The 25,090-nt window shown below is 75.7% G+C and carries 21 protein-coding genes; 9 read left to right on the forward strand and 12 right to left on the reverse strand.

Annotated elements, in window-relative coordinates; genetic code table 11:
- Positions 1 to 6 precede the first annotated feature (6 nt).
- Positions 7 to 810: an ABC transporter ATP-binding protein gene (locus tag O2W53_RS17380; RefSeq protein ID WP_269164313.1), complete on the reverse strand. Its 804-nt coding sequence runs from the start codon at positions 808 to 810 to the stop codon at positions 7 to 9.
- Positions 811 to 919: 109 nt separating this feature from the next.
- On the opposite strand from O2W53_RS17380, the gene O2W53_RS17385 reads away from it, so the two are divergent.
- Positions 920 to 1,270: a universal stress protein gene (locus tag O2W53_RS17385; RefSeq protein ID WP_269164314.1), complete on the forward strand. Its 351-nt coding sequence runs from the start codon at positions 920 to 922 to the stop codon at positions 1,268 to 1,270.
- A gap of 26 nt (positions 1,271 to 1,296) precedes the next feature.
- Here O2W53_RS17385 and O2W53_RS17390 read toward each other — a convergent pair whose 3' ends face one another.
- The 4 genes from O2W53_RS17390 to O2W53_RS17405 form a co-directional block, all read right to left on the reverse strand.
- Entirely contained in the window at positions 1,297 to 2,313 is a 1,017-nt protein-coding gene (locus O2W53_RS17390; protein ID WP_269164315.1) for an Acg family FMN-binding oxidoreductase, read from the reverse strand.
- Positions 2,314 to 2,405: 92 nt separating this feature from the next.
- Positions 2,406 to 2,948: a flavodoxin domain-containing protein gene (locus O2W53_RS17395; protein WP_269164316.1), complete on the reverse strand. Its 543-nt coding sequence runs from the start codon at positions 2,946 to 2,948 to the stop codon at positions 2,406 to 2,408.
- A 67-nt stretch (positions 2,949 to 3,015) separates the two neighbouring features.
- Positions 3,016 to 3,234 carry a DUF1918 domain-containing protein gene (locus O2W53_RS17400; RefSeq protein WP_269164317.1) on the reverse strand — a complete coding sequence of 73 codons (219 nt, stop codon included), beginning with the start codon at positions 3,232 to 3,234 and terminating at the stop codon, positions 3,016 to 3,018.
- Positions 3,235 to 3,236: 2 nt separating this feature from the next.
- A complete protein-coding gene (locus tag O2W53_RS17405; RefSeq protein ID WP_269164318.1) occupies positions 3,237 to 4,139 on the reverse strand; it encodes a universal stress protein in 903 nt (300 codons plus the stop codon).
- 184 nt (positions 4,140 to 4,323) lie between these two features.
- Here O2W53_RS17405 and O2W53_RS17410 point away from each other — a divergent pair, with 184 nt between their 5' ends.
- The 4 genes from O2W53_RS17410 (at position 4,324) to O2W53_RS17425 (ending at position 8,072) form a co-directional block, all read left to right on the forward strand.
- Positions 4,324 to 5,352, forward strand: a complete 1,029-nt coding sequence (locus O2W53_RS17410; protein ID WP_269164319.1) for a universal stress protein — start codon at positions 4,324 to 4,326, stop codon at positions 5,350 to 5,352.
- On the forward strand, positions 5,345 to 5,800 hold the full coding sequence (locus O2W53_RS17415) for a DUF1003 domain-containing protein (protein WP_269164320.1): 456 nt from the start codon (positions 5,345 to 5,347) through the stop codon (positions 5,798 to 5,800). Before O2W53_RS17410 ends, O2W53_RS17415 begins: the two co-directional genes overlap by 8 nt.
- A 207-nt stretch (positions 5,801 to 6,007) precedes the next feature.
- Positions 6,008 to 7,003 (forward strand): universal stress protein, encoded by a 996-nt coding sequence (locus O2W53_RS17420; protein WP_269164321.1) that lies wholly within the window; start codon positions 6,008 to 6,010, stop codon positions 7,001 to 7,003.
- Positions 7,004 to 7,073: 70 nt separating this feature from the next.
- The gene (locus O2W53_RS17425) at positions 7,074 to 8,072 is read left to right on the forward strand and encodes a zinc-dependent alcohol dehydrogenase family protein (RefSeq protein WP_269164322.1); all 999 of its coding nucleotides are present in this window, start codon (positions 7,074 to 7,076) and stop codon (positions 8,070 to 8,072) included.
- A gap of 9 nt (positions 8,073 to 8,081) precedes the next feature.
- On the opposite strand, the gene O2W53_RS17430 is transcribed toward O2W53_RS17425, so the two are convergent.
- Positions 8,082 to 10,682, reverse strand: a complete 2,601-nt coding sequence (locus tag O2W53_RS17430; RefSeq protein ID WP_269164323.1) for a cation-translocating P-type ATPase — start codon at positions 10,680 to 10,682, stop codon at positions 8,082 to 8,084.
- A gap of 168 nt (positions 10,683 to 10,850) precedes the next feature.
- Here O2W53_RS17430 and O2W53_RS17435 point away from each other — a divergent pair, with 168 nt between their 5' ends.
- The 3 genes from O2W53_RS17435 to O2W53_RS17445 all read left to right on the forward strand — a co-directional run bounded on the left by O2W53_RS17435 (position 10,851) and on the right by O2W53_RS17445 (position 13,310).
- Complete coding sequence (locus tag O2W53_RS17435) at positions 10,851 to 11,141, forward strand: hypothetical protein (protein WP_269164324.1); 291 nt, start codon at positions 10,851 to 10,853, stop codon at positions 11,139 to 11,141.
- Positions 11,138 to 11,563: a DUF302 domain-containing protein gene (locus O2W53_RS17440; protein WP_269164325.1), complete on the forward strand. Its 426-nt coding sequence runs from the start codon at positions 11,138 to 11,140 to the stop codon at positions 11,561 to 11,563. Before O2W53_RS17435 ends, O2W53_RS17440 begins: the two co-directional genes overlap by 4 nt.
- A gap of 124 nt (positions 11,564 to 11,687) precedes the next feature.
- Positions 11,688 to 13,310 (forward strand): sensor histidine kinase, encoded by a 1,623-nt coding sequence (locus O2W53_RS17445; protein ID WP_269164326.1) that lies wholly within the window; start codon positions 11,688 to 11,690, stop codon positions 13,308 to 13,310.
- Here O2W53_RS17445 and O2W53_RS17450 read toward each other — a convergent pair.
- The 6 genes from O2W53_RS17450 to O2W53_RS17475 form a co-directional block, all read right to left on the reverse strand.
- Complete coding sequence (locus O2W53_RS17450) at positions 13,255 to 13,911, reverse strand: phosphatase PAP2 family protein (protein WP_269164327.1); 657 nt, start codon at positions 13,909 to 13,911, stop codon at positions 13,255 to 13,257. The genes O2W53_RS17445 and O2W53_RS17450 overlap by 56 nt on opposite strands.
- Positions 13,908 to 14,969, reverse strand: coding sequence for a lysylphosphatidylglycerol synthase transmembrane domain-containing protein (locus O2W53_RS17455; RefSeq protein WP_269164328.1), 1,062 nt, complete (start codon positions 14,967 to 14,969; stop codon positions 13,908 to 13,910). The genes O2W53_RS17450 and O2W53_RS17455 overlap by 4 nt, the downstream gene beginning before the upstream one ends.
- Positions 14,966 to 17,365, reverse strand: coding sequence for a phosphatase PAP2 family protein (locus O2W53_RS17460; protein ID WP_269164329.1), 2,400 nt, complete (start codon positions 17,363 to 17,365; stop codon positions 14,966 to 14,968). Before O2W53_RS17460 ends, O2W53_RS17455 begins: the two co-directional genes overlap by 4 nt.
- A gap of 79 nt (positions 17,366 to 17,444) precedes the next feature.
- On the reverse strand, positions 17,445 to 20,291 hold the full coding sequence (locus O2W53_RS17465) for an alkaline phosphatase D family protein (RefSeq protein WP_269164330.1): 2,847 nt from the start codon (positions 20,289 to 20,291) through the stop codon (positions 17,445 to 17,447).
- Complete coding sequence (locus O2W53_RS17470) at positions 20,288 to 22,654, reverse strand: PEP/pyruvate-binding domain-containing protein (RefSeq protein WP_269164331.1); 2,367 nt, start codon at positions 22,652 to 22,654, stop codon at positions 20,288 to 20,290. The genes O2W53_RS17465 and O2W53_RS17470 overlap by 4 nt, the downstream gene beginning before the upstream one ends.
- Positions 22,651 to 22,959, reverse strand: coding sequence for a hypothetical protein (locus O2W53_RS17475; protein ID WP_269164332.1), 309 nt, complete (start codon positions 22,957 to 22,959; stop codon positions 22,651 to 22,653). Before O2W53_RS17475 ends, O2W53_RS17470 begins: the two co-directional genes overlap by 4 nt.
- A 463-nt stretch (positions 22,960 to 23,422) precedes the next feature.
- Here O2W53_RS17475 and O2W53_RS17480 point away from each other — a divergent pair, with 463 nt between their 5' ends.
- Complete coding sequence (locus O2W53_RS17480) at positions 23,423 to 24,994, forward strand: hypothetical protein (RefSeq protein ID WP_269164333.1); 1,572 nt, start codon at positions 23,423 to 23,425, stop codon at positions 24,992 to 24,994.
- Positions 24,995 to 25,090 lie beyond the last annotated feature (96 nt).

Genomic DNA, 25,090 nt, shown 5'->3' on the forward strand with positions numbered 1-25,090 from the left:
CCTCGGTCAACCGCCGGACGGCCCCGTCCAGGTGCTCCTGTCGACGTCGAAGACCACCCGGCCGTCGCCGACGCGCAGCCCGTGCACGCCGGGCAACTCCGTCAGTCCGTCCACCGGGCGCACGGTCTCGGCGGTGACCGACGTGCGGGTCAGTGCCCGGAGCTCACCCAGCGTGCCGCTCTGCACGGTTCGGCCCAGTCGGATGATGGACACCCGGTCGCACAGCGCCTCCGCCTCGGCCAGGATGTGGCTGGACAGCAACACGGTGCGCCCCTCGGCGCGGGCCTGGTGGATGCAGCTCTGGAAGGTCGCCTCCATCAGCGGGTCCAGCCCGGAGGTGGGCTCGTCGAGGACGAGCAGCTCCACGTCGGAGGCGAGCGCGGCGACCAGGGCCACCTTCTGCCGGTTGCCCTTGGAATAGGTCCGCGCCTTCTTGCGCGGGTCGAGGTCGAAGCGCTCGAGCAGCTCGGCCCGGCGCCGGGGGTCGGTGCCGCCCCGCAGCCGGCTGAGCAGGTCGATCACCTCACCACCGCTGATCGTCGGCCACAGCGTGACATCATCGGGCACGTAGGCCAGCCTCCGGTGCAGCGCGACGGCGTCCCGCCAGGGGTCGCCGCCCAGCAGCTCAACCCGGCCGGCGTCCGAGCGGAGCATGCCGAGCAGCACCCGGATCGTGGCGGACTTGCCCGACCCGTTCGGCCCGAGGAACCCGTGCACCTCCCCAGCTCGCACCTCGAGGTCGAGCTCGTCCAGGGCGCGGGTGCGGCCGAACGTCTTGACCAGGCCGGACACCGAGATCACTGCGGTCATGCCGAGCGAGGCTGCGCCGCTGTCTGGTCGGGCGACAGGTGCTCCGGACCTCGGTCGGCGGGACCAGTGGCCCTGGCCGGGTCCCGGGCCGGTCGTCTGCACTGAGCGGATGCTCCCCGGACCGGATCTGTCCGCCGCCCCTCCACGACGCCGCCCCTGGCTGGTCGTCGGGGTCGGGGGCACACAGGAGAGCCGGGGAGCCCTGCTGTGGGCGCTGCACGAGGCCGCGCGGCGGGACGGGACGGTGCTGGCGGTCACCGTGTGGAACGGCGGCAGCGAGACGGAGCGGGCCGAGCGTGAAGCCGAGCTGGTGGCCCGGGTACGCGAGGCCGTCAAGGAGACCGGCGTGCGCGGCCGCACCCAGGTGCAGTTGGTGGCCGGGCCGGTGGCCGAGGTGCTCACCGCGCTGTCCGAGGAAGCCGACGTGCTCGTCCTCGGGCAGCACCACCTCACCGGCTGACCCGTTGCCCGGCCCAGCGGGCACGGTCAACGGGCGGCGGGCGGCTCCCAGGGCGCGTCCAGCGCCCGGATGGTCTCGTCCACGGGGCGGCGTCCGGTGCGTGGAACGGGTTCGGCGCTGATCGAGGCCCACCCCAGCCGCAGCAGCAGCTGTGGTTCGCCCTCGCCACCGAGGACCGTCCGGCGCAGTTCCGCCCGGGTCGCGGGCACCTCCAGCGGCTGGCTGATCGGGTCGGTGGCCACGCCCCAGCGCGTCGCGGTGAGCAGCACCGCGCTCAGCGCCTCGCCGCAGGCCAGGTCTTCCAACGGGGAGGCTCCGGCGGTGGAGAGCAGGGCCAGCACGGTGCCGTCGGTCTCGTCCCGCCCGAGGGTGACCTGGGCCTGGTCCCGGCCGGCGAAGTGCCGCACCGGCACGACGCCGTCCGGGTACGGCGGCACGTTCCCGCCGGGGACGCCCTCCGGAGCTGCTCGCCCCCGTCCGGACCAGGCGGCCGTCTCTGCGGCGACCGCAGGGTCCAGGGCCTGCTCGACACCGGCGTGGGCGATCAGTGCCGCCACCTGCTGCCGGTCGGTCTCCTCCGTCAACGGCTGGAGGCCGGCTCCCTGGGCGGCGGCAGCACGCGTCAGCTCCTCCAGCAGCTCCTCGGGCACCGGCCAGGTCGACATCACCCGGCGGTCGGACCGCCGCTGCTCGATGGCCGCCGCCAGCATCAGCTCCTCGGGGGACGGCTGCCGTCCAGGGGACACCTCCACCGCGGCGAGGTGCACGGGGTGCGCGGGGTCGGGGAGCCGGGGCACCCGGGAGGTGCAGCCGGCGGCCAGCAGGGCCACCCGGAGGTGGTGCAGCGCGGCGCCGCAGCTGATCCGCAGGTTCCGCCCGTCGGGGTCGGTGGCCGGGAGTGCGCGCGCGGTGTCGGCGAACAGGTGGATCGAGTGGGCGCCCAGCCGCCACTCCCACGGCTGGGTGTTGTGCACCGACGGCGCCCTGTTGGCCAGGGCGATCGCTGCGCGTGCGGTGCTGCGGTCGAGGGTGAGAGAGGGCACCGGGACTCCTCGGGCTGGGCGGTCGGACCCTGCCGAGCCTGATCGGGTGGACTGCGGCAGGGGAGAGCCGGAGGTCCCGAGGCCGGGGGACGTCAGGTCGTGCCGGGCCCCGTGCGCTCGCGCGCGCCCAGCCCGGCGGCCACCTCCGATGCCCAGCGGTCGATCGCCGGCCAGTCGCGCTGGTCGCCCGGACGGCCGCCGACCACGCGCCAGAAGGCCCGGCCGGCCGCGTTCACCTGGCTGGTGTCCAGGGCGCCCACGAAGAGCCGATGGTCCCGGACGGCGAGGTGCGGCGGGAAGCCCTGCTGCACCCGGCGGACCTCCTGGGCGGCCATCCGCCGGCGGAGCGGACCGTCCGGCGAGAGGCCGCCCACGCTGAACGCCCAGCAGGGGCGCGCGGGGAGCCCGGCCGCGCGCTGGAGGAAGTCGATCGCCGGCGGCAACCACGCCATGCTGTGCACTGCGCTGCCCAGCACCCACGCACCGAAGTCCTCCGGCTGCACGTCCGGTCCGAGCGGCAGGCAGGCCACCGGCAACCCCGACTCGCGGAGCCGGGCGGCGATCCGCTCGGCCACGCCCCGGGTCGACCCGGCGGCAGTGGCGTACCCGACCAGTACGGGTGTGGCTGTGTCCATGGGACGACCCTCGTCGCCAGGGTCAGGGACGACGAGGGCCGCAGGACGGGTGACCACGGGACGTTGGTCAGGTGTGGGTGGGGACGTCCGCCCGGCTGGGAGGAGCGGTCATCACGACGGCGTCCGAGCCCGGGAACACCACGCTGGTCCGCTCGTCGTCCAGCCAGTGCACCGTCCACGGTGGTGATCCGTCCGCGTGCGGCACCTCGACGATCTCACCGGCCCGGACCGGCCGGTCCAGCAACCGGTTCCGGACGACGAGCCAGTTGCCCACCTCCGCGCGCATGGTCAGCGCCCCGCTTCCGCCGTCAGCGGGACCACCGCGAGCGGGCAGCTGGCCCGGTGGAGCACCCCGTGGGTCGTGGAGCCGAGGGTCGCCAGCCGGTGCCGCGGCCGGTGCCCGACGACCAGGAGCTCAGCGGTCAGCGAGGCCGCGAGCAGACCGTGGGCCGTGCGGTCGCGCAGCACCACCTCGCGGATCTCGACCTCGGGCTGCTCGTCCCGCCACCCGGCGAGGGCCTCGGCGAGGACCCGCTCCTCGCCGTCGCGGACGCTGCCCCAGTCCAGCAGCGAGCCCTCCGTCTCGAAGGCGGCCTCGAGACGGACGTCCTGCCAGGTGTGCACGGCGATGAGGTCCGTCGCCCGGACGGCGGCCTCGGCCACCGCGAAGGCGAGCACCTCCTCGTCCCCGGGACGTCCCTCGACCCCGACCACCACCGACCGACGCCGGCTCACCGTCACGGAGGTGTCGTCCGGCAGCACCAGCACCGGGCACCCGGCCGTGGTGACGACGGCGGTGGTCGTGGAACCGACCACCAGGCCCGCTACGCCGCCGACACCCCGGATGCCGAGGACCAGCAGCTGGGCATCGGCCGAGGCCGCGCGGAGCACCTCCGCGGGATCGCCCTCTACGACCGACTGGGTGATCCGCTCAGCGCCGAGGACGGCCCCCGCTCCGGCTGCGGCACCCCGGAGCACGGCCTCGGCGCTCCCGCGGAGCAGGGCGTGCAGGTCCGTGCCCGGCGGGGGCGGGGTGAGGACGCCGCGCAGCGGCCACGGCATGGCGTGCACCAGGTGCAGCGGTGCGTTGCGCAGCCGAGCCTCGTGGGCGGCGAGGCGTGCGCCCTGCAGCGACCGGTCGGAACCGTCCACGCCGGCGACGACCGGGCGGTCGGCGATGGGGTGGCTCATGGTCGCTCCTCGATCCGGACGGGCACCGCCAGTTGCGGGGTGACCTTCGCGGACGCGGATGCGGAAGGCCCAGGGACCTGCGGAGGCGGACCCAGGGACCTCCGTCCCTCCCGCTCCTCGGTGCCGCGCCGGCATGGTGGCAACGAGTCCCGGCACCCGGACCGGGCCGGGAAAGGGGAGCGCGATGTCCGTTGAGGCCGACGGGTCCGTGGGAACCGACACCGCTGGTGACCAGGACCCGGCCGATCGCGCCGGACCGCCGACCGTCGTCGTGGGGGTCGACGGCTCGCCGGGCTCTCGGGCAGCGCTGGTGTACGCCATCACCGCAGCAGCCCGGCGAGGTGCCGCGCTGGAGGTCGTGGCGACCTTCGCCCTGCAGGCGGTCTGGGTCGGCGGGTACCCGCTCGGGATGCCCGAGGTCGCCACCGTCCGCGAGGAGCTGGAAAAGCGGGTCGCAGCGCTGGTGGCCGAGGTGCGGGGCGATCCTGCGGTCGTCGCGGTCCCCGGTGCCGCCGACGTGCGCACGCGCCTGGTCATCTCGGTCGGCCCACCGAGCCAGCGACTGGTGGACGCGTCGGCCGCTGCCGACCTGCTCGTGGTCGGCAGCCGGGGGCGCGGAGCAGTGCGCAGCGCGCTGCTCGGCTCGGTCGCGCTGCACTGCGTGACACACGCACGCTGCCCCGTGGTGGTCGTGCACCCCGCCGCAGCAGGCCACCGGCGGGTCCGCACGGTGCTCGTCGGCATCGACGGGTCCGAGGCGTCCCGGGTGGCCCTGCGCGCGGGGTTGGCGGAGGCTGCCCGGCTGGACGCCGAGACCGTGGCGGTGAGCACCTTCGAGATGGCCGACCACTGGGTCGACCTGCGGACCGTGGTCGTGCCGACCGTCGACGAGGTCCGCTGGCAGGTGCAGAGCGGCGCCGAGGCCATGCTCGAGGACGCCGTGGCCGAGCATCGGGCGGACCACGATGGGCATGCCCCGGCCGCACGAGCGGTGGTTGCCGAGGGGCCGCCCGCCGACATCCTCGTCCAGTGGGCTGCTGACGCCGAACTGCTCGTCGTCGGCAGTCGCGGGCACGGGGAGCTGCGGGGCCTGCTGGTGGGCTCGGTTGCGCTGGCCTGCGTCATGCACGCTGTCGGGCCGGTGCTGGTCGTGCACCCGCCGTCGGACCGGGTGGTCGTCCGTGCTGGGCAGGAGGCGGCCGCCGGTGGCTGACGTGTCCACCCCGGACCGACGTCTGCGCACGCGGCGGCTCCGTCGGCACCCGGCCCTGCGGGCCGGCGACGAGTTGACTCTGGGCGAACGGGCCGCCGACCGGCTGCGCAACGGGATGGGTTCATGGGGGTTCGTCTTCGCCGCGCTGCTGTTCCTGGCCGGCTGGATGATCGGCAACGGGACGACCGGGTTCGATCCCTACCCGTTCATCCTGCTCAATCTCCTGCTCAGTTGTCTGGCGGCGATGCAGGGCGCGATCCTGCTCATCGCCGCCAAGCGGGCTGACCAGATCGCGGGGGACCTGGCCGCGCACGACTTCGCCGCCGATCAGGACAGCGAGGAGCTGATCACGGAGGTCCGGGCGCTGGTCCGCTGCATCCACCGGCGGGTGGATGCGCCCGACCCCGAGCCGGAGGACTTCGCGCCCATGGCCGGTCTCCACCGGTGAGGGCCGACGGGTCCGGCCCCGGATCCGGCTGCGTGCTCCCGTCCGGCGACCACGACGCTGGCGCCATCCGGCGGACCGCGGTCAGCCGACGGCGGGGACGAACGTCCCTGCCGCTGGGGACCTGAGCCCGTCCTCGCCGGGTCGGCAGTCCGGACACCCTGGGTACCGACCCGGCGAGTGCCGCGGACAGAGGCAGAGGAGGCCGTCGTGGGCGATGGGACCAAGCACACCGACCGACCCGAGGGATCCGGGATCGTCCCCCGGCAACCACGGGTGGTGGTCGGCGTCGACGGGTCAGCAGGCGCACGTGCCGCACTGGTCTGGGCGCTGGGGACCGCGGCGCGCACCGGGGCGGCACTGGAGGTGGTCTCGGCGTTCCCCATCGACTTCTACTGGACCGATCCCTATCTGTTGGACCGGGGGCGGATCGAGGCGCTCCGCTCGGACACCGAGGCACGCACGCGGGAGCTGGTGGAGGCGGTTCGGCGGGAGCTGACCGTGGCGTCGGTGCCGGGTAGCCCCTCGGTCGTCGTCGAGGTCGTCGTCGTCCCCGGTGCGGCGGCCGAGCACCTGGTCCGGATCGCCGACGGGGCCAGCCTCCTGGTCGTCGGCAGCCGGGGACGGGGCGGCGTGCGCAGCACCCTGCTCGGTTCAGTCGCGCTGCACTGCTCGACCCACGCTGCCTGCCCGGTCGTCGTGGTGCACCCGTCGGAGGTGACCTCGACCCGACCGCGGGTGGTCGTCGGGGTGGACGGCTCCGTGGCATCGCGGGCGGCGCTGGTGGAGGCGGTCGCGACGGCGGCCCGGAGCGGCGCGGAGGTGGAGGCCGTTGCGGCCTTCCAGCTGCCGAACTACTGGAGCGAGATGTCCGTCGTGCTGGGCGAGTCGCTGCCGGAACTGCAGCACGCGGTGCGACGCCGGGCTGAGGACGAGGTCGCCGAGGTACTGGGTGACCAGCCCGTCGTCTCGGCCCGCGTGGTCACGGTGGAGGGGCCCGTGGGTGACGCTCTCGTCCAGCGGGCGGCAGGCGCGGAGCTGCTCGTGGTGGGCAGTCGGAGCCGCAACCGCCTCCCCGGCATGGTGCTCGGCTCCGCGGCGCTGCACTGCGTGGTGAACGCCCGGTGCCCGGTCATGGTCGTGCACCCGCCGGCCGAGGCGGACGCGCGGTCGGCACCGGCGACGTTGGCCGCCGCCGCGCACTGACTGTTCCAGCGGGCGGCCCGTCACCCGACACGGGTCGGCCGCCCGGTCCTTGGTCCGGGGAGGAGCCGGCGTGCAGGCATGGGTCGTGGACCGTCCGGGACCGATGGAGGACGGGCCGCTGAGCTGGATCGAACGGGCCGTGCCCGAGCCGGGGCAGGGCCAGGTGCGGGTCCGGGTGCGGTGCTGTGGGGTCTGCCGCACCGACCTGCACCTGGCGGCGGGCGAGCTGCCGCCACGCCGGCCGCGGGTCTCGCCCGGCCACGAGGTGGTCGGCCTCGTGGACGCGCTGGGCTCCGGTGTCGAGCACCTCGCCGTCGGGGACCGCATCGGCGTGCCGTGGCTGGGGCGGACGGACGGCTCCTGTCGGTTCTGCCGGCGCGGGGCGGAGAACCTGTGCCTGCACCCGGAGTTCACCGGGTGGGACGTCGACGGCGGCTTCGCCGACTTCTGTCTGGTCGACGAGCGGTTCGCTTACCGGCTGCCCGAAGCGCTGACCGACGAGCAGGCGGCGCCGCTGCTCTGTGCGGGGATCATCGGGTACCGGGCGCTGCGGAGCGCCGACGTGCCACCGGGTGGGCGGCTGGGGATCTACGGCTTCGGCGGCAGCGCGCACCTCACCGCACAGGTCGCGCTGGCCCAGGGGATGCGCGTCCACGTGCTCACCCGCGGTGTCCACAATCGCGGCCTCGCGCAGCGGCTGGGCGTCGACTCCGTCGGTGGACCGACCGACGCGCCACCGGAGCCACTGGACGGCGCAGTGCTCTTCGCCCCGGCGGGGGACCTCGTGCCGGCGGCGTTGCGCGCCCTGGACCGCGGCGGCACCCTCGCGGTGGCCGGGATCTGGCTGTCCGCCGTCCCGGCGCTCGACTACGCGACCGAGCTGTTCCAGGAGCGGCGGCTGCGCAGCGTCACCGCGAACACCCGGCAGGACGGCGGGGAGTTCCTGCAGCTGGCGGTCCGACTGGGCGTGCACGCCACGACCGTCGGCTACCCGATGGCGCAGGCGCAGATCGCGCTCGCGGACCTGGCCGACGGCCGGTTCAGCGGCGCCGCGGTCCTGCACGCCTGATCGGTCGGCTCACCGACCTGCCCGCCGCCCTTCCGTGCCCCGTCGCGCCCCCAGGACCTTGGCGAGTGCGTCCGCGGCGAGGACGGCCGGCACCGCACACCCCGCGATGGCCAGGCCGAGCAGGGACGGCGGTCGGTGGCCCAGCAGCTCGGCTACCGGGGGGATCGCCAGCAACGCGACCAGCACGACCAGCTCGACGACCACCGCACCGATCAGCAGCGGGTTGCTCCGCCAGCCCAGCCGCCAGGCCGGCCGCGTGCTGCTGCGGCAGGCGAAGGCGTTGGCGAACTGGCCGAGCACGATCGCGGTGAACGCCGCGCCGGACGCGGTGGCCAGCGCGGTGCCGGAAGCGGTCTGGCCGTAGCTCCAGCCTGCGCTCACCAGCACGGTCAGGAAGGCGGTCATCGCCACCGTGGCCTCCACCGGGCCGAGGAGCCCCAGTGCACGGGTGAGCAGGTGCCGGTCGACGAGGCGGCGCCGGGGTGGCGGGCCGTCCAGCACGCGGGGGGTCGACGGCTCGGCGCCCAGGGCCAGGGCCGGCAGCAGGTCGGTGGCGATGTCCAGGGCGAGCACCTGCAGCACGCCGATCGCCAGGGGGACGGCGCCCCCGGTGACGCTGAAGACCAGGAAGGGGGCGAGCTCGGCCACGTTGTCGGTCAGGTGGTAGGTGAGGAAGCGGCGGATGTTGGCGAACGTCGTCCGCCCCTGGCGCACCGCGGCCACGATGGTGGCGAAGTGGTCGTCGAGCAGCACCAGGTCGGCGGCCTGGCGAGCGACGTCGGTCCCGCTGCGGCCCATGGCCACCCCGACGTCGGCGGCCCGCAGCGCCGGCCCGTCGTTCACGCCGTCACCGGTCATCGCCACCACGTGGCCACGCGCCTGCAGCGCCTGGGCGATGCGCAGCTTGTCCTCCGGGGCGACCCGGCACACCACGAGCCCGTCGCGGTCGAGCAGCGCGCCCAGGGCCGCGTCGTCCGGCGGGAGCTCCGCGCCCTGGACGATGCGGCTGGAACCCTCCTGCCACAGCCCGACCTGCCGTGCGATGGCGGTCGCGGTGGCACCGGAGTCGCCGGTGATCATGGCGACCCGGATGCCGGCGCGCCGGCACTCAGTGAGCGCAGGGCCGACCCCGGCTCGAGGTGGGTCCTCGAACCCCACCAGCCCGAGCAGCTGCAGTTCCTGCTCGGCCTCGTCGGCGTCGGCGGTGGGCGGCAGGTCCACCGTCCGGACGGCGACGGCGAGCACCCGCAGACCGCCCGCCGCCAGCCGGGCCACCTCCTCGGCGGCGTCGGCGGCGGTGGTGCAGCGGGGGAGCACCGCGTCCGGGGCGCCCTTGACGGACAGTTCACCGCCGGCCAGCACCGACATCCGTCGCCGCCGAGGATCGAAGGGGAACCGCCGGGTGGCGGGCTCGCCGTCGGGGGCCGGGGCACCGACCCGGCGGGCGAGGGCGTCCAGCGCCGCCTCCATGGGGTCCCCGGATGCGGTCCACCCGTCCTCGGACTCCCGGATCTGCCCGGTCGAACAGCGCACCGCGGCGCGGGCGAGCCCCCGTGCCGCCTCGATGGCCGCGGCCGGCCCGGTGACCTCACCGGTCGGTTCGTAACCGACGCCGGTCACCTCGACGCGCCCGGCGGGGGTCCAGACCGTGACGACCGCCATCCGGTTCTGGGTGAGGGTGCCGGTCTTGTCCGTGCAGATGAAGGTGGTCGACCCGAGCGTCTCCACCGACTCGAGCCGGCGCACGAGCGCCTGCTCCCTGGCGAGCAGCTGGGCACCGCGGGCCAGGGACAGGGTGACCGTGGGCAGCAGCCCCTCGGGGACGAGCGCCACGGTGACCCCGACCGCGAACAGGAACCCCTCGCCGGCCGGTAGACCCAGGAGGAGACCGATCCCGAAGCAGCCGACGCCCACGCCGACGGCGAGCACGGTGATCGTCCGGACGACCCGGTCCAGCTCCCGGCTCAGCGGGGTCTTCGCCCGTTGGACGGAGCGCGTCATCGTGGCGATGCCGGCCAGTCGGGTGTCGCCGCCGATGGCCGTGACGGTGGCCGATGCCTCGCCCTCCACGACGAAGCAGCCGGCCGATCCGCTGTCCCCGCCGGCCTTGTCGACCGGTTCGCTCTCCCCGGTGAGCATCGCCTCGTCCATCCGCAGGCCGTGCACCTCGTGGAGCACCAGGTCGGCGGCCAGCCGGTCCCCGGCCTCCAAGAGCACCAGGTCACCGACGACGAGGTCGACGGCATCCACCTCCTGCCGCTGCCCGTCACGGACCACCGTGACCCGGTGGGGGACGAGGTCGCGCAGCGCCTCCGCAGCGCGGTCCGCCCGGTGCTCCTGGACGAAGGCGAAGCCCCCGTTGAGCAGGACGACGACGACGATCGCGACACCGAGCTGTGGCATCCCCCCGACCACGGCTAGGACGGCGGCACCCCACAGCAGCAGGGCGAAGAAGTGCACGAACTGCTGGACCAGCAGGCGCACCGGGGACGGTGCGCCCTGCTCAGGCAGCCGGTTGCCGCCGGGCACCCGGCGCTCGGCCACCTCGGCGCCGGTCAGGCCTCCTGGTGCTGCGATCGGACGCTCCCCGGTCAACTCGATCCGGTCCACCACCGTTCCTCCCGTTCCTCTCCGGCGGGCAGCCGCCGGGTGACCTGACCCTGCGTGCCCACCGGCCGTGGGGACAGGGACCAAGGACCGTGTGCTGACGGATCCATGGGCCGCAGAGTCGGCCTGGGCGCGATCCCTCGCGCCCGGACGACGACGGAGGAGGACCCGATGGACGCCAGGATGGGCAGGAGGAGGGCACCGTGTTCGGGGTCGGTGTCCGTGCAGGGGGTGGCGGCCCGGCGGGTGGCCACGGGCGCCGGAGCGGCCGGAGCGCTGGCAGCGGGGTCGTTCGCCATGGGTGCGCTGACCGTGGGTGCGGTGACGATCGGGATGGCCCGGGTCGGCCGGCTGACGGTACGGCGTGCCGACATCCGGGACCTGCGGGTGGCCCGGCTGGAGATCGGGGAGCTGGTGCGCCCCGCTGCAGCGGAGCGCGGCTCGGCGGAGGTGCAGTGGTGACCGGGGACGCCGGTGCGATCCGCACCACGGGTTTCGGGATGGGCGTCCGCGTGGACGTCCCGTTCGCGGATGCCGTCCAACGCACCCGGGCCGCGCTCGCCGATCAGGGGTTCGGGGTGCTGACCGAGATCGACATCGCTGCCACGCTGCAGGCCAAGCTGGGGGTGGAGCTGCCGCCGCAGCTGGTCCTGGGCGCCTGCAACCCGGGGCTGGCGCACCAGGGGCTGCTGATCGAGCCCGACCTCGGCCTGCTGCTGCCCTGCAACGTCGTCGTCCGGTCAGTCCCGGACGGCGGGACGCTGGTGTCCACGCTGGAGCCGTCCGTGCTGGTGGGGGTCACCGGGCAGGCAGCCCTACAGCCGATGGCCGCGGAGGTGCGGGACCGCCTGCGCGCAGCCCTGGACGCAGTCGCCGGGGGCTGAGCCGGACCTCCCGGTCGTCGGCGGTCGGTCGCCCGCGACCGTTCCTGGCCGCGGACGCAGCCGTCCGACTAGGGTCCGGACCACCGTGAGAAGTGCGGTGCGGGACGAGGACCTCGAGGCTCCCATGGCGGAACGCGATGACCCGGACGTCCCGGGGCCGCGGCGGGACGACGAGCCACGGCTCTCCTTCCCGGACCGTCCCCGGCTCGAGTTGGACCAGCTCCTGGTGCAGCTGGTCGACCGGGCGCAGGAGGTGATCGGCACCCAGGGCCGGCTGCGCGGGCTACTGCGGGCGAACCAGCTCGTCACCAGGGACCTCACGGCCAGCACCGTCGTGCACCGGACGGTCGAGGCCGCTCGGGACCTGCTCGGCGCGCGCAGCGCCACATTGGAGATCGAATCCCCGGCGGGCACGCGCGCTCGGCCGGCCGTTCGCAGCACCGGCCGGGGCTGCGCACGGCCGGATGCGGGCATGGACGTGCCGATCCGAGTCTTCGGCGACGCCATCGGGACGCTGCACCTCGAGGACAGCGACCGCGGGGGCTTCACCGCCGAGGACCGGGAGCTGGCCCAGGCGCTCGCGTCGACCGCCGGCGTGGCGATCCACAACGCCCGGCTGTACGAGTCGGCCCGTCGCCGCGGTGAGTGGCTGCAGGCCTCGGCGGCGATCACGCGCGAGCTGCTCTCCGGCACGGCCAGTGGCGACAGTGCCCTGGACCTCGTCGCGCGGAGCTGCCGGGACGTGGCAGGGGCCGACGTGGTGGCCGTCCTGCGGCCGGACCAGGGCGGGCACCGCGACCGGCAGTTCCGCGTCGAGGTCCTCGTCGGTGCGGAGGGCATCGCAGTCGAGGGCCGGCCCGTCCCCCTGGCCGGGACCCTGCTCGGCCGCGTCCTCGCCGGAGGTGAGCCGATCGCGGTCACCGACGACACCCTCGACGAGGAGCCCGGCGCGCTGCCCTGGACCGGACCGGAGGTCGGCAGCGTGTTGGCGGTCCCGCTGCGCGGCAAGGACACGGCGCTCGGGGTGTTGTGCGCCGCGCGGCTGCCACGCCGGCCGGCGTTCTCCGGCACCGACGTGGAGATGGCCGCGGGCTTTGCCAACCAGGCGGCGGTGGCGATCGAGCTCGCCGAGGCGCGGGCCGAGCAGCAGCGTGCTGTCGTGCTGGATGAGCGGGAACGCATTGCCACGGACCTGCAGGACACGGTCGTCCAGAGGCTCTTCAGCATCGGGCTGTCGCTGCAGGGGCTGCTCGCCGCACTGCCGGACGATCGGGCGGCCGAGCGGGTACGGGCCACCGTCGACGACATCGACAGGACGATCAACCACATCCGGGGCACGGTCTTCCCGTTGGGCACCGTCGCGGCTCGGGTCGATCCGCGGGACCAGCTGCTCGACGCCATCGCGGAGGCAGGAGCGGTCCTCGGGTTCGAGCCGGACGTGCGGTTCGCCGGGTTGCGCGCCGGGCGGCTGGCCGAGGACCTGGCCGAGGACGTGGCGGACGTCGTCCGCGTGGCGTTGCTGGACGTCGCCCGCCGGGGACGGGCGAGGACCGCGGCGGTTGACGTGATGGAGGACCGCGACGGCCTGATCGTCCACGTCCGGGACGACGACGCCGAGGGAGCCGACGAGGCCGGGGACGTGTGCGGCGAGCTGCGCCGCCGGGCGGAGCGGCTCGGCGGCACCGCCACCGTCAGCGCCGCGACACCGGCCGGGACGTCGCAGTACTGGTGGGTGCCCCGCCGCTGACCGGTACGCCGACGACCAGCTGGAGCAGGGCGGCGATCGTCACGCCGGCGGCCGCTCCACCGATGACGTCCAGGGGCGCGTGGCCACCCAGGTAGACCCGGGCGACGCCGTTGAACACCGCGAGCGCCAGGACGACGGCCTGCCAGCGCCGGCTCAGGTACGGCGTGAGGAGCATGAGGACGCCGAAGGCGATGATCGCGTGTCCGGAGGGGAACGACAGCCCCGCCGAGGGCACGTCCCGCAGCACCGCGCCCGGGATGGTGGTGCCCGGACGTTCCCGCTGGACCAGTGCCTTGAGCACGCCGTGCTCGACCAGCAGCTTCACCGGCACCAGGGCGGGCAGCGCGAGCACGAGCCGCCAGCGGCGCAGCACCGCTGCCGGCACGGCGACCAGCAGCGGCATGCCCAGCACGCCGAGCAGCTGGAACCCGTACAGCGGGGTCCGCCAGGCATCCGGCCAGCCGTTGACGACCCGGAACACCGCCAGCTCCGCCTCACCGACCCGGCCGGACGCCACCGCCCAGCAGCAGACCGCGGTGCCGGCCAGGGCCACCGCGGCGACCGCCGCGTCCCGGCGCCGACGGCGGACGGGTGTCCTCACCGGATCGACAGCGCCGGTTCGCCCGCGGGGTCGGGCAGCCGGCCCAGGCCCCGCCGCCACAGCACCCAGGCGACCACGCCGGAGGGGATCGGCAGGAACCAGGTGAGGAACCGGAAGATCAGCACGGCACCGGTCGCCGCCGCGGCACCCACCCCCACGGTGGTGAGCCCGGCCACGTAGCTCAGCTCGGCCACGCCCAGCGCCCCGGGCGTGATGGGCACCAGGGTGACCAGCCGGGTCAGCGCGAACACCGCCAGCACCCGGGCCCAGGAGACGTCGGCGCCGGCCCCGCCCACGCAGCGCAGCGTGGTGAGCAGCAGCAGGAACAGTGCTGCGTGGCTGCCGATCGCGGCCAGCGTCAAGGCGGTCCACCGACGGTGCAGCAGCGTCCGGGAGTCGGCCCGGAACCGGTCGACCCGCGCGACCCAGCCATGGGGTTCCCGGTACCGGAGCCGGCCCGACCACCGCCGGGCCATCCGTTCAGCGACACCGGCCAGCCCGATAGCGGCCTCCCGGTGGACCAGGACGGCGGTCAGCAGGCCGATGGCCACGGCGAGCACGCCGGCGCCCAGCACGGCGGCGACGACCAGCGCGCGGTTCGCGTCACCCGTGAACGCGAGGGCCGACAACGCCACGACCGGCGTCCCGAGCTTGACGAAGTTGTTCCAGATGCCGGTCACGACCACGGCCCGGGTGATCTCGGCGGGGGAGTGGCCGAAGGAGTGATGCATCGCCGCCGTCGTGCCCACCCCGAAGGCGAAGCCGGCCGGCACCGTGTTGCTGACCGCCGTGGACGCCTGGTCGGTCATCAGCGCCCGCCACCAGCGCAGGCCGGGGAGTGCGATCACCCACAGCGGCGCGTAGGAGACCAGGTTGACCAGGGCCACCGCCGCCAGGACGGTGGTCTCCACCCAGGTGAGGGCGAGCACCAGGTCCCAGGCCGCGGAGTAGTCACCCACGTGCGGGAGCACGCCGGCGAAGACGACGGCGACCACGAGCAGGCTCAGCGTCGCCCGCGCCGCCGGGCTGGTGCACGCCCGCCGGAGGCCGCCGGTCATCGTGGACCGTGTCGTCGGGCGCTGATCAGGAGCGCCCCTCCGCCGACCGGCAGCCAGAAGGTGAGCAGCCGGTACAGGAGCACGGCGGCGCAGGCGCCGGGCAGCGGGGCACCCAGCGCGGTGAGCGCGAGCAGGAGGAGGACCTCGCCGGCTCCCGGCAGGGACAGCTCGGGCACGAGGACCCAGAGCAGCCGCAGGAGGGCGTAGACCGTGGTGCTGGCCAGCAGTGGGACGTCTGCGCCAACCGCGTGCAGCGCTGCGGCCAGGGCTGCACCCTCCAGTGCGATGCCGGCCGCCGACCAGCCCGTCAGGGCGATCCAGCGGACTGCGTGGGTGGCGGTGCCGAGCGGGTGGGGTGCTCCCCTCCTCAGCAGCCGCGGCCCCGGTGCCGGCTGGTGGTCGTGCCGGGTCAGCAGCTGGCCGAGGACCACCAGCAGCAGCGCGCCCGCCCCGACCAGAGCGACCGGGACCGAGGACTCCGGCGCCCGCCAGTCGGACAGACGGCCCTCGATCAGCCCGAGCACGAGGGCGGTGCCTGCGACCAGGACCGCCCCGAACACAGCGCCCTGGGCGGTTCGCACGGTCGCCCGCTCCGCCGTCGGGGGCAGCACCCCGGCGTCCTCCAGGAAGCGCGCGGCGACCTGACGACCGCCGGGCCGGCCGCGCAGCACGCTGGCGCAGTCGGTGGACATGGTGGCGCCGAAGGCGCGGCCGAGGGCGATCCGCCGTTCCACGCTGACCAGCACCGCGGCCGCCACCGCGGCACGGCCCAGCAGCGCAAACGCCAACGCCCCGCCGAGCCACCGCCACCCGCCGCGCTCGACGGACTCAAACACCCCCGTCGGGCCCGCGATGGCGATCAACCCGGCGAAGACGACGATCGCCGCGCCGACCGCCGCGGACCGCGCCGGGGCGCCCACCCGGAGGGCGCCGGGACGGTCGGGGTCCGGCAGTCCGAGTTCGGCCCGGACCCTGGCCCGGAGCTCGGTCAGCCCGGTACCCCGCCGGCGCAGCTGGGTCCGGGTCGCGGCCGACAGGGACAGCGGGGTCAGGCCCGGGAGCGCACCGGCGACCGCGTCGGCACCCAGGGCGGACACCGCGGCGGGGACCAGCACCCCGACGTCCGTGCTGCCCGCCAGCGAGGCGAGCAGCTCGGCGACGTCACCGGCCAGCGCGTCGGCGTCCGCGCCGACCTGGGCGTTGCCGAAGTCCAGCAGCCACGGCTGCCCGTCCGGATCGACCAGGACGCTGGCGGCGACCAGGTCGTGGTGGGCGATCCGGGCCCGGTGCAGCAGCGCCACCTGCTCCCACACTCGGCGCAGCAGCTCCGGGGTGAGCTCGGCGGGCGACAGCTCGTCCAGCGGTCGGCCGGGGAGCAGCTCCTGCACGACCACTGCCCCCCGGTCGTCGCCGCGGGCCAGCAGTACGGCCGGCACGTGGACGCCCCGCTGCCGGGCGGTCAGCGCGGCCACCGCCTCGTGTTCGGCCCGCTGTCCGAGCGGGGCCAGCGCATCGGCGTCCTTGACGTCCCGGACCGCCACCCAGCGCGCCACCCGGTACAGCCAGTCCCGTTCGTAGCGGTCGGGGTCCAGCACCTTCACGAAGACCGGGCGGCCCTCGGTACGGCCGGTGAGGGGATGCGAGCTCATCGCGCGCACGCCGGCCGTACGCAGGTCGTCCACCGGGAGCCCGAACCGGGACAGCAGCGCCGCCACCCGGTCCACCGGCGGCTCCCAGCGGGGCACCCCGAACAGCCAGTGCACCAGCGAGCCGATGGCCCAGCCGGCGGCGAGCCCACCCAGGACGTCCAGCGGCAGGTGCGCGCCGACGTGGATGCGGGCCAGGCCCACCGTCCAGGCCAGCGCCCACACCCCCCGTCGGGAGCGCCGGGAGAGGTGCGGAGCGGCCGCGGTGGCCAGGGCGGCCGCGACGGCGGAGTGGCCGGAGATGAAGCCCAGGCCGGTCACCTGCTCGTTGAGCACGTCTCCCACCGGCAGCCCGATCGGCCGCTCGCGTTGCACGATGCCCTTCACCAGGTCCGCGACCAGGTAGGCCAGGGCGCCGGAGACGGCCAGGTCGCGGGCCAGCCGGAACCGCCGGGCCAGCACGGCGACCGCCGCCAGGGTCGGCACCGCGACGACGTTGCCCAGCTGCATGACCAGCCAGACCACCGGCATCAGGAGCGTGGGCAGGTCGTTGACGAGCCGGAAGAGGTCGCGTTCGACCAGCGAGATCTCACCCCGCCGGGCGATCAGGAAGCCGATCCCCAGCACCGCGAGCCCGAGCCCGACCCGCACCAGGTCCCCGGCGTGCCGGTGCGGCCGGACGGCGGCCGGCGGGGCAGCCGGGACGTCGGCCGCGGGCGACTGCCGGCGAGGGAGGAGGTGGACGTCCATGCCGTCAGTCCACCGCGCGGGGACGGCGGTCAGCAGGGTCTTCCGGCCCGGGTCCGGGGCACCGTGGTCCCGGGCTGTGTCAGTCGACGGCGACGGTCGTCGACCAGGAGACGAGGACCTCGCCGTCCCACCTGCGCCCGGTGAGCTCGACCCCGATGGTCGGACCGCCGTCGTCCTCGACGTCGACCGTGCCGAACTGCCCGGCGCCGGGGAAGGTGCCCTCGCTGTACGGGCCGCCCTTGACCGATCCCGGCCGGTCCAGTGCGGCGGCGTGCAGCAGCGGGAAGCCGGCGCCGCCGCCGGTGCTGTAGTCGGTGTTCGTCCCGTCGTCGACGGCGACCATGTGTGCGTCACCGCTGACCATCACCAGGTCCTCGATGCCGTGCGCGGCGATCACGTCGGCGATCTCCCGGCGTTCGGCGGCGAAGCCACCCCAGTCGTCGCGGCCCGGCTCGGCCGGCGCCACCCAGGGGTCGGGGTTGACCCACACCACCAGGCCCGCCTCCCGGGAGCCGCGCACCAGCTCCTCCTGCAGCCAGGCCAGCTGCCGGGCGCCCAGCATGGAGTCCTCGGTGCGCTCGGAGCGCGTGTCGGTGAGCAGCACGCGCACCCGGCCCACGTCGAAGGACTGGTAGATCGCGCCGCCGTGGCCCTCGACCAGGGGATGGGCGGGCACGTGGCTGCGGTAGGCGGCCCGGGCGGTGGACCGGACCGGCGAGGTGGCGTCGGAGTCGTTGCCCCCGTAGTCGTGGTCGCCCCAGGTGTAGGCGACCGGCACCTGCCGGTACAGCGCCGCCTGCGCGGGGGCGCTGAGCGTGTCGGCGTACCGGTCGCCGAAGACGCCGACGTCGGTGCGGGTGACGTTGCCGTAGTGCAGGTCCCCGGTCTGCAGGTAGAGCAGCGGGTCGACGGCCCGGATGGCGTCGAACACCGCGCTGCTCGACCCGGTGCGGGCGCAGCCACCGACCGCCAGCGTGAACGACGCCGGGCCGTCGGGCACGGTCGAGAAGCCACCCACGCCGCGCGCCCGGTCGGCGACGCCGTCGACCTCGACCGCGAACGCGTACCGGGTGGCCGGCGTGAGTCCGGCGACGGCCAGCCGGGCCACCCCGTCGTCGGCCGTCGTCACGGCGGGGGACCGGTGCTGCGCACCGTCCGGGCCGGTGACCAGCCACCGCACCTCGCTGCCCGGTCCGGCCTGGGCGACGGCGCGGGCCGACCGGTCGGTGACACCTCCGGTCCACACCCACTCCACCAGGTCCACCGGCAGCGCCACCTGACCGGACAGCGGGGCGGCCGGTCCGTAGAGCCGGTCGTGCACGGCGGCCCCGGCGGTGTAGGTGCCGGCCAGCAGGGTGGCGGTGACGACGGCGAGCACGGTGACCGAGCGCATCGTCCGGCGGTGCTGCCAGTGCAGCCAGAGCCCGACGGCGGGGGCGAGGAACGCTCCGGCGATGAGCACGCTGACCCATGGCTGGTACGCCACGGCGGCGAACACGGCCAGCGCCAGTCCCGTCACCGCCACCAGCGCCGCGCCGGTCGCCTCCCAGCGCAGCGCCACCAGCCAGGCGAGAGCGACCAGCCCCAGCAGCGTCAGCTGCACGGTGCGGGAGGTGGTCGGCCCCATGGCCTCGCCCTCCGGGCTCACCGGCAACCCCTCCACCGCCGCCAGCCCGGCGAGCACGACCAGCACGGCGGCCAGGCCGAGCCGGCTGGCCCGGCGGATGCCGGCCAGCAGCGACGGGTCGAGCGGGAGCAGGCCGAGCCGGTCGGCTCGGTCGGCCGGCGCCCACGGGCACCCGTCGCAGCGCTCGTGCAGCCGGCGGTGCTCCAGGGCCCACCAGGTGGCCAGCACCAGCGCGAGCCCGACCAGCGCACCCGCGACCACGTCGGAGGGCCAGGAGACCCGGGCGCGCACGGTGCCGACCGCGACGACCAGCAGGGCGGTGCCGGTGACCGCCAGGGTGATCAGCGCGGGGCGGCGGCGCCGCGTGCGCACGAACACCGCCAGCGGGAGGAACCCGGCGATCAGGGTCGCCTGCAGCACCGGGCCGCTGGGCAGGGAGTCGGTGAGCCCGGCCAGCGGGCCGTCCGGTGGGTGCGCGCGTTCGACGACGTCGGTGAACCAGCCGGTCAGCACCAGCGAACCCAGGACCACGGCCAGCTGACCCAGCGCGAGCGGCGGGCAGCGCATGGCGAGCAGCGCCAGCAGAGCCGCCACCGTGACGGCCACCGGGACCTGGCCCAGCAGCTCCCAGCGGAGTGCGGTGCCGCTGGCACCGGTGACCTCGTCGTCGAACTCGCCGAGCAGCTGCGGCGCCCCGGCGGTGGTGAACAGGAACTGGGCTGATGCCGCGCCGGTGAGCACGGCGGCCCAGCCGAGCAGCAGCACGGCCAGCCGCCGGCGCTCGCCGCCGGCCGGCTGGGGCACCTGGCCGAGCGGGGTGCGGGCCAGCAGCGGGCGGAGGACGCGCGGCGGTTCCGGCCACGTGACGGCCAGCACGGCCGAGGCCACGGCGACCGCGGCGATGGCGGCGGCGGCCAGCAGCAGTGTCGCGTACAGCCAGCCGATCTCGCCGCCGAACAGCCCCGCCGGCTGGGCGTAGTTCTTCGTCGCGCCCCGCGCCCCGTAGGCCGCCAGCGCGCCGGTGGTCAGCGCCAGCAGCAGGTAGTGCACGCGGGGGCGCAGCCCCGCCAGGAGCGCCCGGTCCGGGGCGGCGCCGGTCACGGCGAACTGCGCCGCTGCGCGTGCCTCCAGCGTCGTGCGGCGGTCCTGGCCGCGCCGGTGCCGACCGTGCAGTGCGTCGCGGAGCAGGGTGACCGCAGAGACCAGCACCCCCACGCCCATGATCGCCGGCACGAAGATCTGCGCCCGGTCGACGTCGGCGTCGGCCCACCAGTCCTCCTTGACCCGACGGCGGTTCACGACCGGCCCCCGGGCTCCTCGGCGTGCACCGTGACGACCCCCGCGTCCCCGTCCACGGTGACCCAACGGCCGTCGAGCACGGCGGTGGCGCCGGCCAGGTTCAGCACGCCCGGCAGCCCGAGCTCCCGGGCGACGATGGCCGCGTGCGACAGCGGGCCGCCGCGCTCGACGACGATCGCGCCCGCCCGTAGGAACAGCGGTGACCAGCCCGCATCGGTGGCGGCGGCGACCAGCACCTCCCCAGGAGCCAGCAGGTCCGGCAGGGGCTCGCGGACGACGCGGGCCCGCCCGGTGTGCCGCCCGGGGCTGGCGGCCCACCCGGTCAGCGTGTCACCGGTCGGCGGCTCGGCCGGTCGGGCTGTGGGGCTGCCGGTGAAACGCACGGGCAGCGGGGCATCGCCGGCTCGCTGCTGGAGCCACCGCCGGCGGCGGGCGAGCACCGCCGGCGGGGGAGGGGCGCCGGCCAGCGCGCCGGGCAGCTCGGTGGCGCCCAGCAGGTCCACGTCCGGCTCGGTCTCCAGCACCTGGGCCAGGACGAGTCGGCGACCCAGCTCCAGGTGCACCCGGCGGACCTCCCCGCCCAAGGCGAGCACCGCTGCCTTGACCTGTTCCCGGCGCGCCAGGCCGTCGGTGGCATCGCTGATCAGCCGGCGCAGCACGTGCAGCCGGACGTCCACCACCTGCCCGGTCAGGATGCGCACCCGTCGCCAGCCGGGTCGGGAGCGCAGCCCTTCCTCCAGGTCACGGCGGGCCTGGTCACGCTCCGCCCGCCGGGCCGGCCGGGCGGGCAGGGCGGCCACCCCGCGCTCGGCCCACGTGGGCCCGGCGAACACCGCAGCGCTGGCCGCGGCGGACCGGCTGCGCGGCCGGCCCGCCCCGGTCGTCACCCGCTGCGCCGCCCTGGCGGCCAGTTCTTCCCCGAGGTGGCCGGCGAGTGTGCGCTCGAGCTCCTGGTAGGCCGCAACGGCCGCCGAGGCGACGGCGAACTCGCTGGTCATGGCCCGTGTCCCCAGGTCCAGCAGCCGTTGCCGGTAGGCCAGCAACGCGGCGTCCGCCAGCTCACCGAGGCCCGGCGGCGCCGCCAGGGCCGTGTCGACGGCGGCGACGACGACGGCTGCCTCCGTGGTGGCGGCGCGACGGGCCGCGGCCGCCCGCAGCTGCACCCGTGTGGTGCGCCACCACCGCGCCCGCGCGCCCTCGTCGGCGCCGGGCAGCGCCGCGCCGAAGTACTGCCGTTTCAGTTCGGCCTCCGAGCCGCCCGGGACCGCCCGGGCCGCGGCCTTCAGCAGGTCCAGGTCCAGCGCCGCCCGGCCCTGCACCCGCCGGACGAACTCGTGCGGGCCGCACCGGTCGACGGGCAGCTCCCACAGCCTGCCGAGCACGCTGCGCAGCGCCTCCTCGACGAGGAAGGACGCGGCGTCCCAGACCAGTGGGGGCAGCAGCCCGGGGAGGGTCTCGCCGATCCCGGCGGTGGTCAGCTCGGTGTCGTCGGACGGGGTGTCGCTGCCGTCGTCCGTCCGGGCCGGCCCGGTGGTGATCGGCCGGGCCTGCACCAGCCAGGTCCTCGTGCCGTCCCAGGCCCACTCGACGTCCTGCGGTGCCCCACCGACCGCCCGCTCCACCCGCAGCGCGAGCGCGGCCGCGTCCAGGACCTGCGGCGGCACGTCGGCCGGTGCGTCGTCGGCACGCGGCAGCACCCAGACCTCCGGGGTGCGGTCCCCGGAGACGAGCGCCTCGCCCAGCTCGGGCACCGCCTCCACGCGGACCGACCCGACGGACCCGCCCGGGTCGACGGTGAACGCCACCCCGGCCGAACGGGCCGGCACCATCCGCATCAGCACCGCCGGCATCGCCACGTCCTCGCTGCTGATGCCCCAGGCCCGTCGGTAGGCGCAGGGGGCGGGGTGCCACAGCGACGCCCAGGTGCGGCGCACCGCGTCGAGCACCCGGTCCGGCTCGACGTCCAGGCTGGAGTGGTACTGACCGGCGAACGACGCGCCGGCCATGTCCTCCACGGTCGCCGACGAGCGCACGGCCACCCGGCCGCCCCCACCCACCTCGCGGGCGGCCGCCACCAGGCGCTCGGCCAGGCTAGCGGGCACGGGGACGTGCTGGAACTCTGTGTCCACCTCGTCAGCGGGGACGACCTCGCCGGCCTGCAACCGGGCCAGCAGGCCGGCCAGCTCCGGCTGCGCAGCCACGGACCGGTAGGCGGACGCGGTGACGACCGCGGTGTCGGGCACCGGGAAACCGGCCTGGACCAGCCGGTCCAGCGAGGCTGCCTTGCCGCCGAGCTCCTCCCGCGGGCACGGGGCGCCCGGCCGCAACCGTAGGACGTCGGCGCTGACGACCGCCACGTTCACGGCCGGGTCTCCGCAGGGCTGGTGTCGTCGACGAGGCCCGCACGACAGGCGGCCACGCACCGGTCGGCGAGCCGGTCGACGGTCTCGCCGGTGGCCCCGGCGCGGAGGCGCAGCCACTGCGCCAGGTCGGGCCGCAGCACCACGGCCGACCGGTGCCGGGCCTCGGTGCCCAGTGCGGCGGCCACCAGCACCAGCACGGCGGTCAGCAGCACCACCAGGTCGGTGTCGGCGGCCCGGGCCGCGTCGACGACGCCGACGACGGCGACCATCAGTGCTCCCAGCAACAGCAACCCGGTGCGTGTCATGCCGACCTCCTCGGTCGTCCGGGACCGGACGGTGCTGACGCTAGGACGACTGCGCGTCGTGGCACCTGGACCATCGACCTCGACCGGCGGGACCTTCGGCGCGCCTCGCCGGGGGACGGTGCGGTCCTGCTGCACGGTGCGCCGTCGCACGGACGGTGCCGCGGACCGGCGCGCCCGACCGCGCCGTCCCCCGGCGGCCCGCAGCCACCGATCCGGAACGGGACGAAGGTCCCGTCGCCCGGGGGCCGGGGACACCTCCGTCCCGGGGCCGGCGACCGCACGATGGCGTCCGGACGTCCTGCGGGGCGCGGCCGGACGGTGGGAGCGCAGCGGGGGCAAGGGGGGCGTGGCGGCGGTGGAGTGGCGGACCCTGGTCGAGCCGGCCGACGCGCGACGCCCCGCCTGGCCCGTCGGTTCCGGTGCCCGGCGTCCCTCGGGCGCCGACCGGCTGGACCGAGTGCGAGTGCCCGGGGCTGTGTGGTCGTGGCTGGCGGTCCTGATGGTCTCGGTCGCCGCGCTGTGGCTGCTGACCGCAGCGGCGGACGGGTTCCCCGCCGCACAGTCGTTCGACCGGGCGGTCCGTGACCTGCTCACAGTCGACGGCCGGCAGCCCGGGCAGCCGTGGTCGGCCGTGGACCACGCCGTCTCGGCCGCAGGCCCGCGGGTGATCTGGGTTCCCGCCGTGCTGGCGTTGGTGTGGGCGCAGCGGTGGCGACACCTCCTCGTCTACGTGGGCACGATCAGCGTCGTCTCCGCGATCGCGGTCGTGGCGGGGCACGACACCGGCTGGGCGAGGGCGGTGCGCGCCGGCCTCACGGGGTCACCGCAGGACCTGGTGGTCCCGGCCTGGCCGCTGCTGGTGCTGGCGGCCGTCTCCGTCGCCACCGTCACCGCCCTGGCCCCGCCGGGCCGGGCCCGACGCTGGGCGTGGGCCGCGGCCGCTGGGCTGGTGGTGATCGTGGCGGCCGGCCGGGTGGCGCTGGGGCTGGACACCGCCACCGCCGCGGTGCTCAGCACCGTCGTGGGCGGCAGCGCAGCCGGGCTCGCCTTCCGGGTGCTGGCGCCCGACCACGCCTTCCCGGTCACCTACCGGCGACAGGTGAAGGCACACCTCACGCTGGACGCCGACCGCACCGGCCGGGTGCTCAGCGCGGTCCGCGACCAGCTGGGCGTGGCCGTCGACGAGCTGACCCCCTACCGGCTGGACGGGTCGGCCGGCTCCACCCCGTGCCGGCTGCGGCTGGTGCACGGGCCACCGCGGTACCTGTTCGGCAAGCTCTACTCGACCACCCACCTGCGGTCGGACCGCTGGTACAAGTACGCCCGGGTGCTGCTCTACGGTCGGCTGGAGGACGAGGCGCCCTTCACCTCGGTGCGGCGGCTGGTCGAGCACGAGGACTACATGGGCCGCTTGCTCCGGGACGGCGGGGTGCAGGTACCCGAGCCGGTCGGCGTCGTCGAGGTGCTGCCGGGGCAGGAGTACCTGCTGGTCACCGAGCTCGTCCCGGACGCCGTCGAGGTCCTGGAGTCCGGGGTCCCGGACGCAGTCGTGGACGACGCGCTGCGCCAGGTGCGGCGGCTGTGGGCGGTCGGCGCGGCACACCGGGACGTCAAGCCCTCCAACGTGCTCGTGCAGGGCACCCGGGTCGTGCTGGTCGACGTCTCCTTCGGTGAGCTGCGGCCCTCCCGCTGGCGGCAGTCGGTCGACCTGGCGAACATGCTGCTCACGCTCGGGCTGGTCGCCGGGCCGCATCGCGTCCTGGACCGGGCGGCTGCCCTCTTCTCACCCGACGAGCTGGCCGAGGCCTTTGCGGTGACCGGGTCGGTGACCGTGCCGCGCCAGCTGCAGCGCCTGATCCGGGAGAGCGGCCGGGACCTGGTCGCCGACCACCGGCGGCTGCTGCCGGAGCGGCCGCGGATCAGCGTGCAGCGCTGGAGCGTGAGCCGCGTGCTGCTGGCCCTGGCGACCGTGGGTGGGCTGGTGGTGCTGACGGCGCTCATCGGGACCAACCTGCGGGCCGGTGGCCTGCTGTGAGCCGGCTCATCCGGGCCGGAGGTCCCTGACCCAGGTGTCGCACGGCACCGGTCCGGGGAGCGCCCGGCAGCCACGGTGGGGGAGAGGCGCCACGCA

Source organism: Modestobacter sp. VKM Ac-2978, assembly GCF_026968025.1.
Classification (GTDB): Bacteria; Actinomycetota; Actinomycetes; order Mycobacteriales; family Geodermatophilaceae; genus Modestobacter.

Coding starts and splice junctions, on each gene's coding strand:
- O2W53_RS17455 (WP_269164328.1), bottom strand. CDS start 14,969: ATGACCGGCGGCCTCCGGCGGGCGTGCACCAGCCCGGCGGCGCGGGCG.
- O2W53_RS17380 (WP_269164313.1), bottom strand. CDS start 810: ATGACCGCAGTGATCTCGGTGTCCGGCCTGGTCAAGACGTTCGGCCGC.
- O2W53_RS17405 (WP_269164318.1), bottom strand. CDS start 4,139: ATGAGCCACCCCATCGCCGACCGCCCGGTCGTCGCCGGCGTGGACGGT.
- O2W53_RS17385 (WP_269164314.1), top strand. CDS start 920: ATGCTCCCCGGACCGGATCTGTCCGCCGCCCCTCCACGACGCCGCCCC.
- O2W53_RS17475 (WP_269164332.1), bottom strand. CDS start 22,959: ATGACACGCACCGGGTTGCTGTTGCTGGGAGCACTGATGGTCGCCGTC.
- O2W53_RS17460 (WP_269164329.1), bottom strand. CDS start 17,365: ATGGACGTCCACCTCCTCCCTCGCCGGCAGTCGCCCGCGGCCGACGTC.
- O2W53_RS17400 (WP_269164317.1), bottom strand. CDS start 3,234: ATGCGCGCGGAGGTGGGCAACTGGCTCGTCGTCCGGAACCGGTTGCTG.
- O2W53_RS17395 (WP_269164316.1), bottom strand. CDS start 2,948: ATGGACACAGCCACACCCGTACTGGTCGGGTACGCCACTGCCGCCGGG.
- O2W53_RS17445 (WP_269164326.1), top strand. CDS start 11,688: ATGGCGGAACGCGATGACCCGGACGTCCCGGGGCCGCGGCGGGACGAC.
- O2W53_RS17435 (WP_269164324.1), top strand. CDS start 10,851: ATGGACGCCAGGATGGGCAGGAGGAGGGCACCGTGTTCGGGGTCGGTG.
- O2W53_RS17410 (WP_269164319.1), top strand. CDS start 4,324: ATGTCCGTTGAGGCCGACGGGTCCGTGGGAACCGACACCGCTGGTGAC.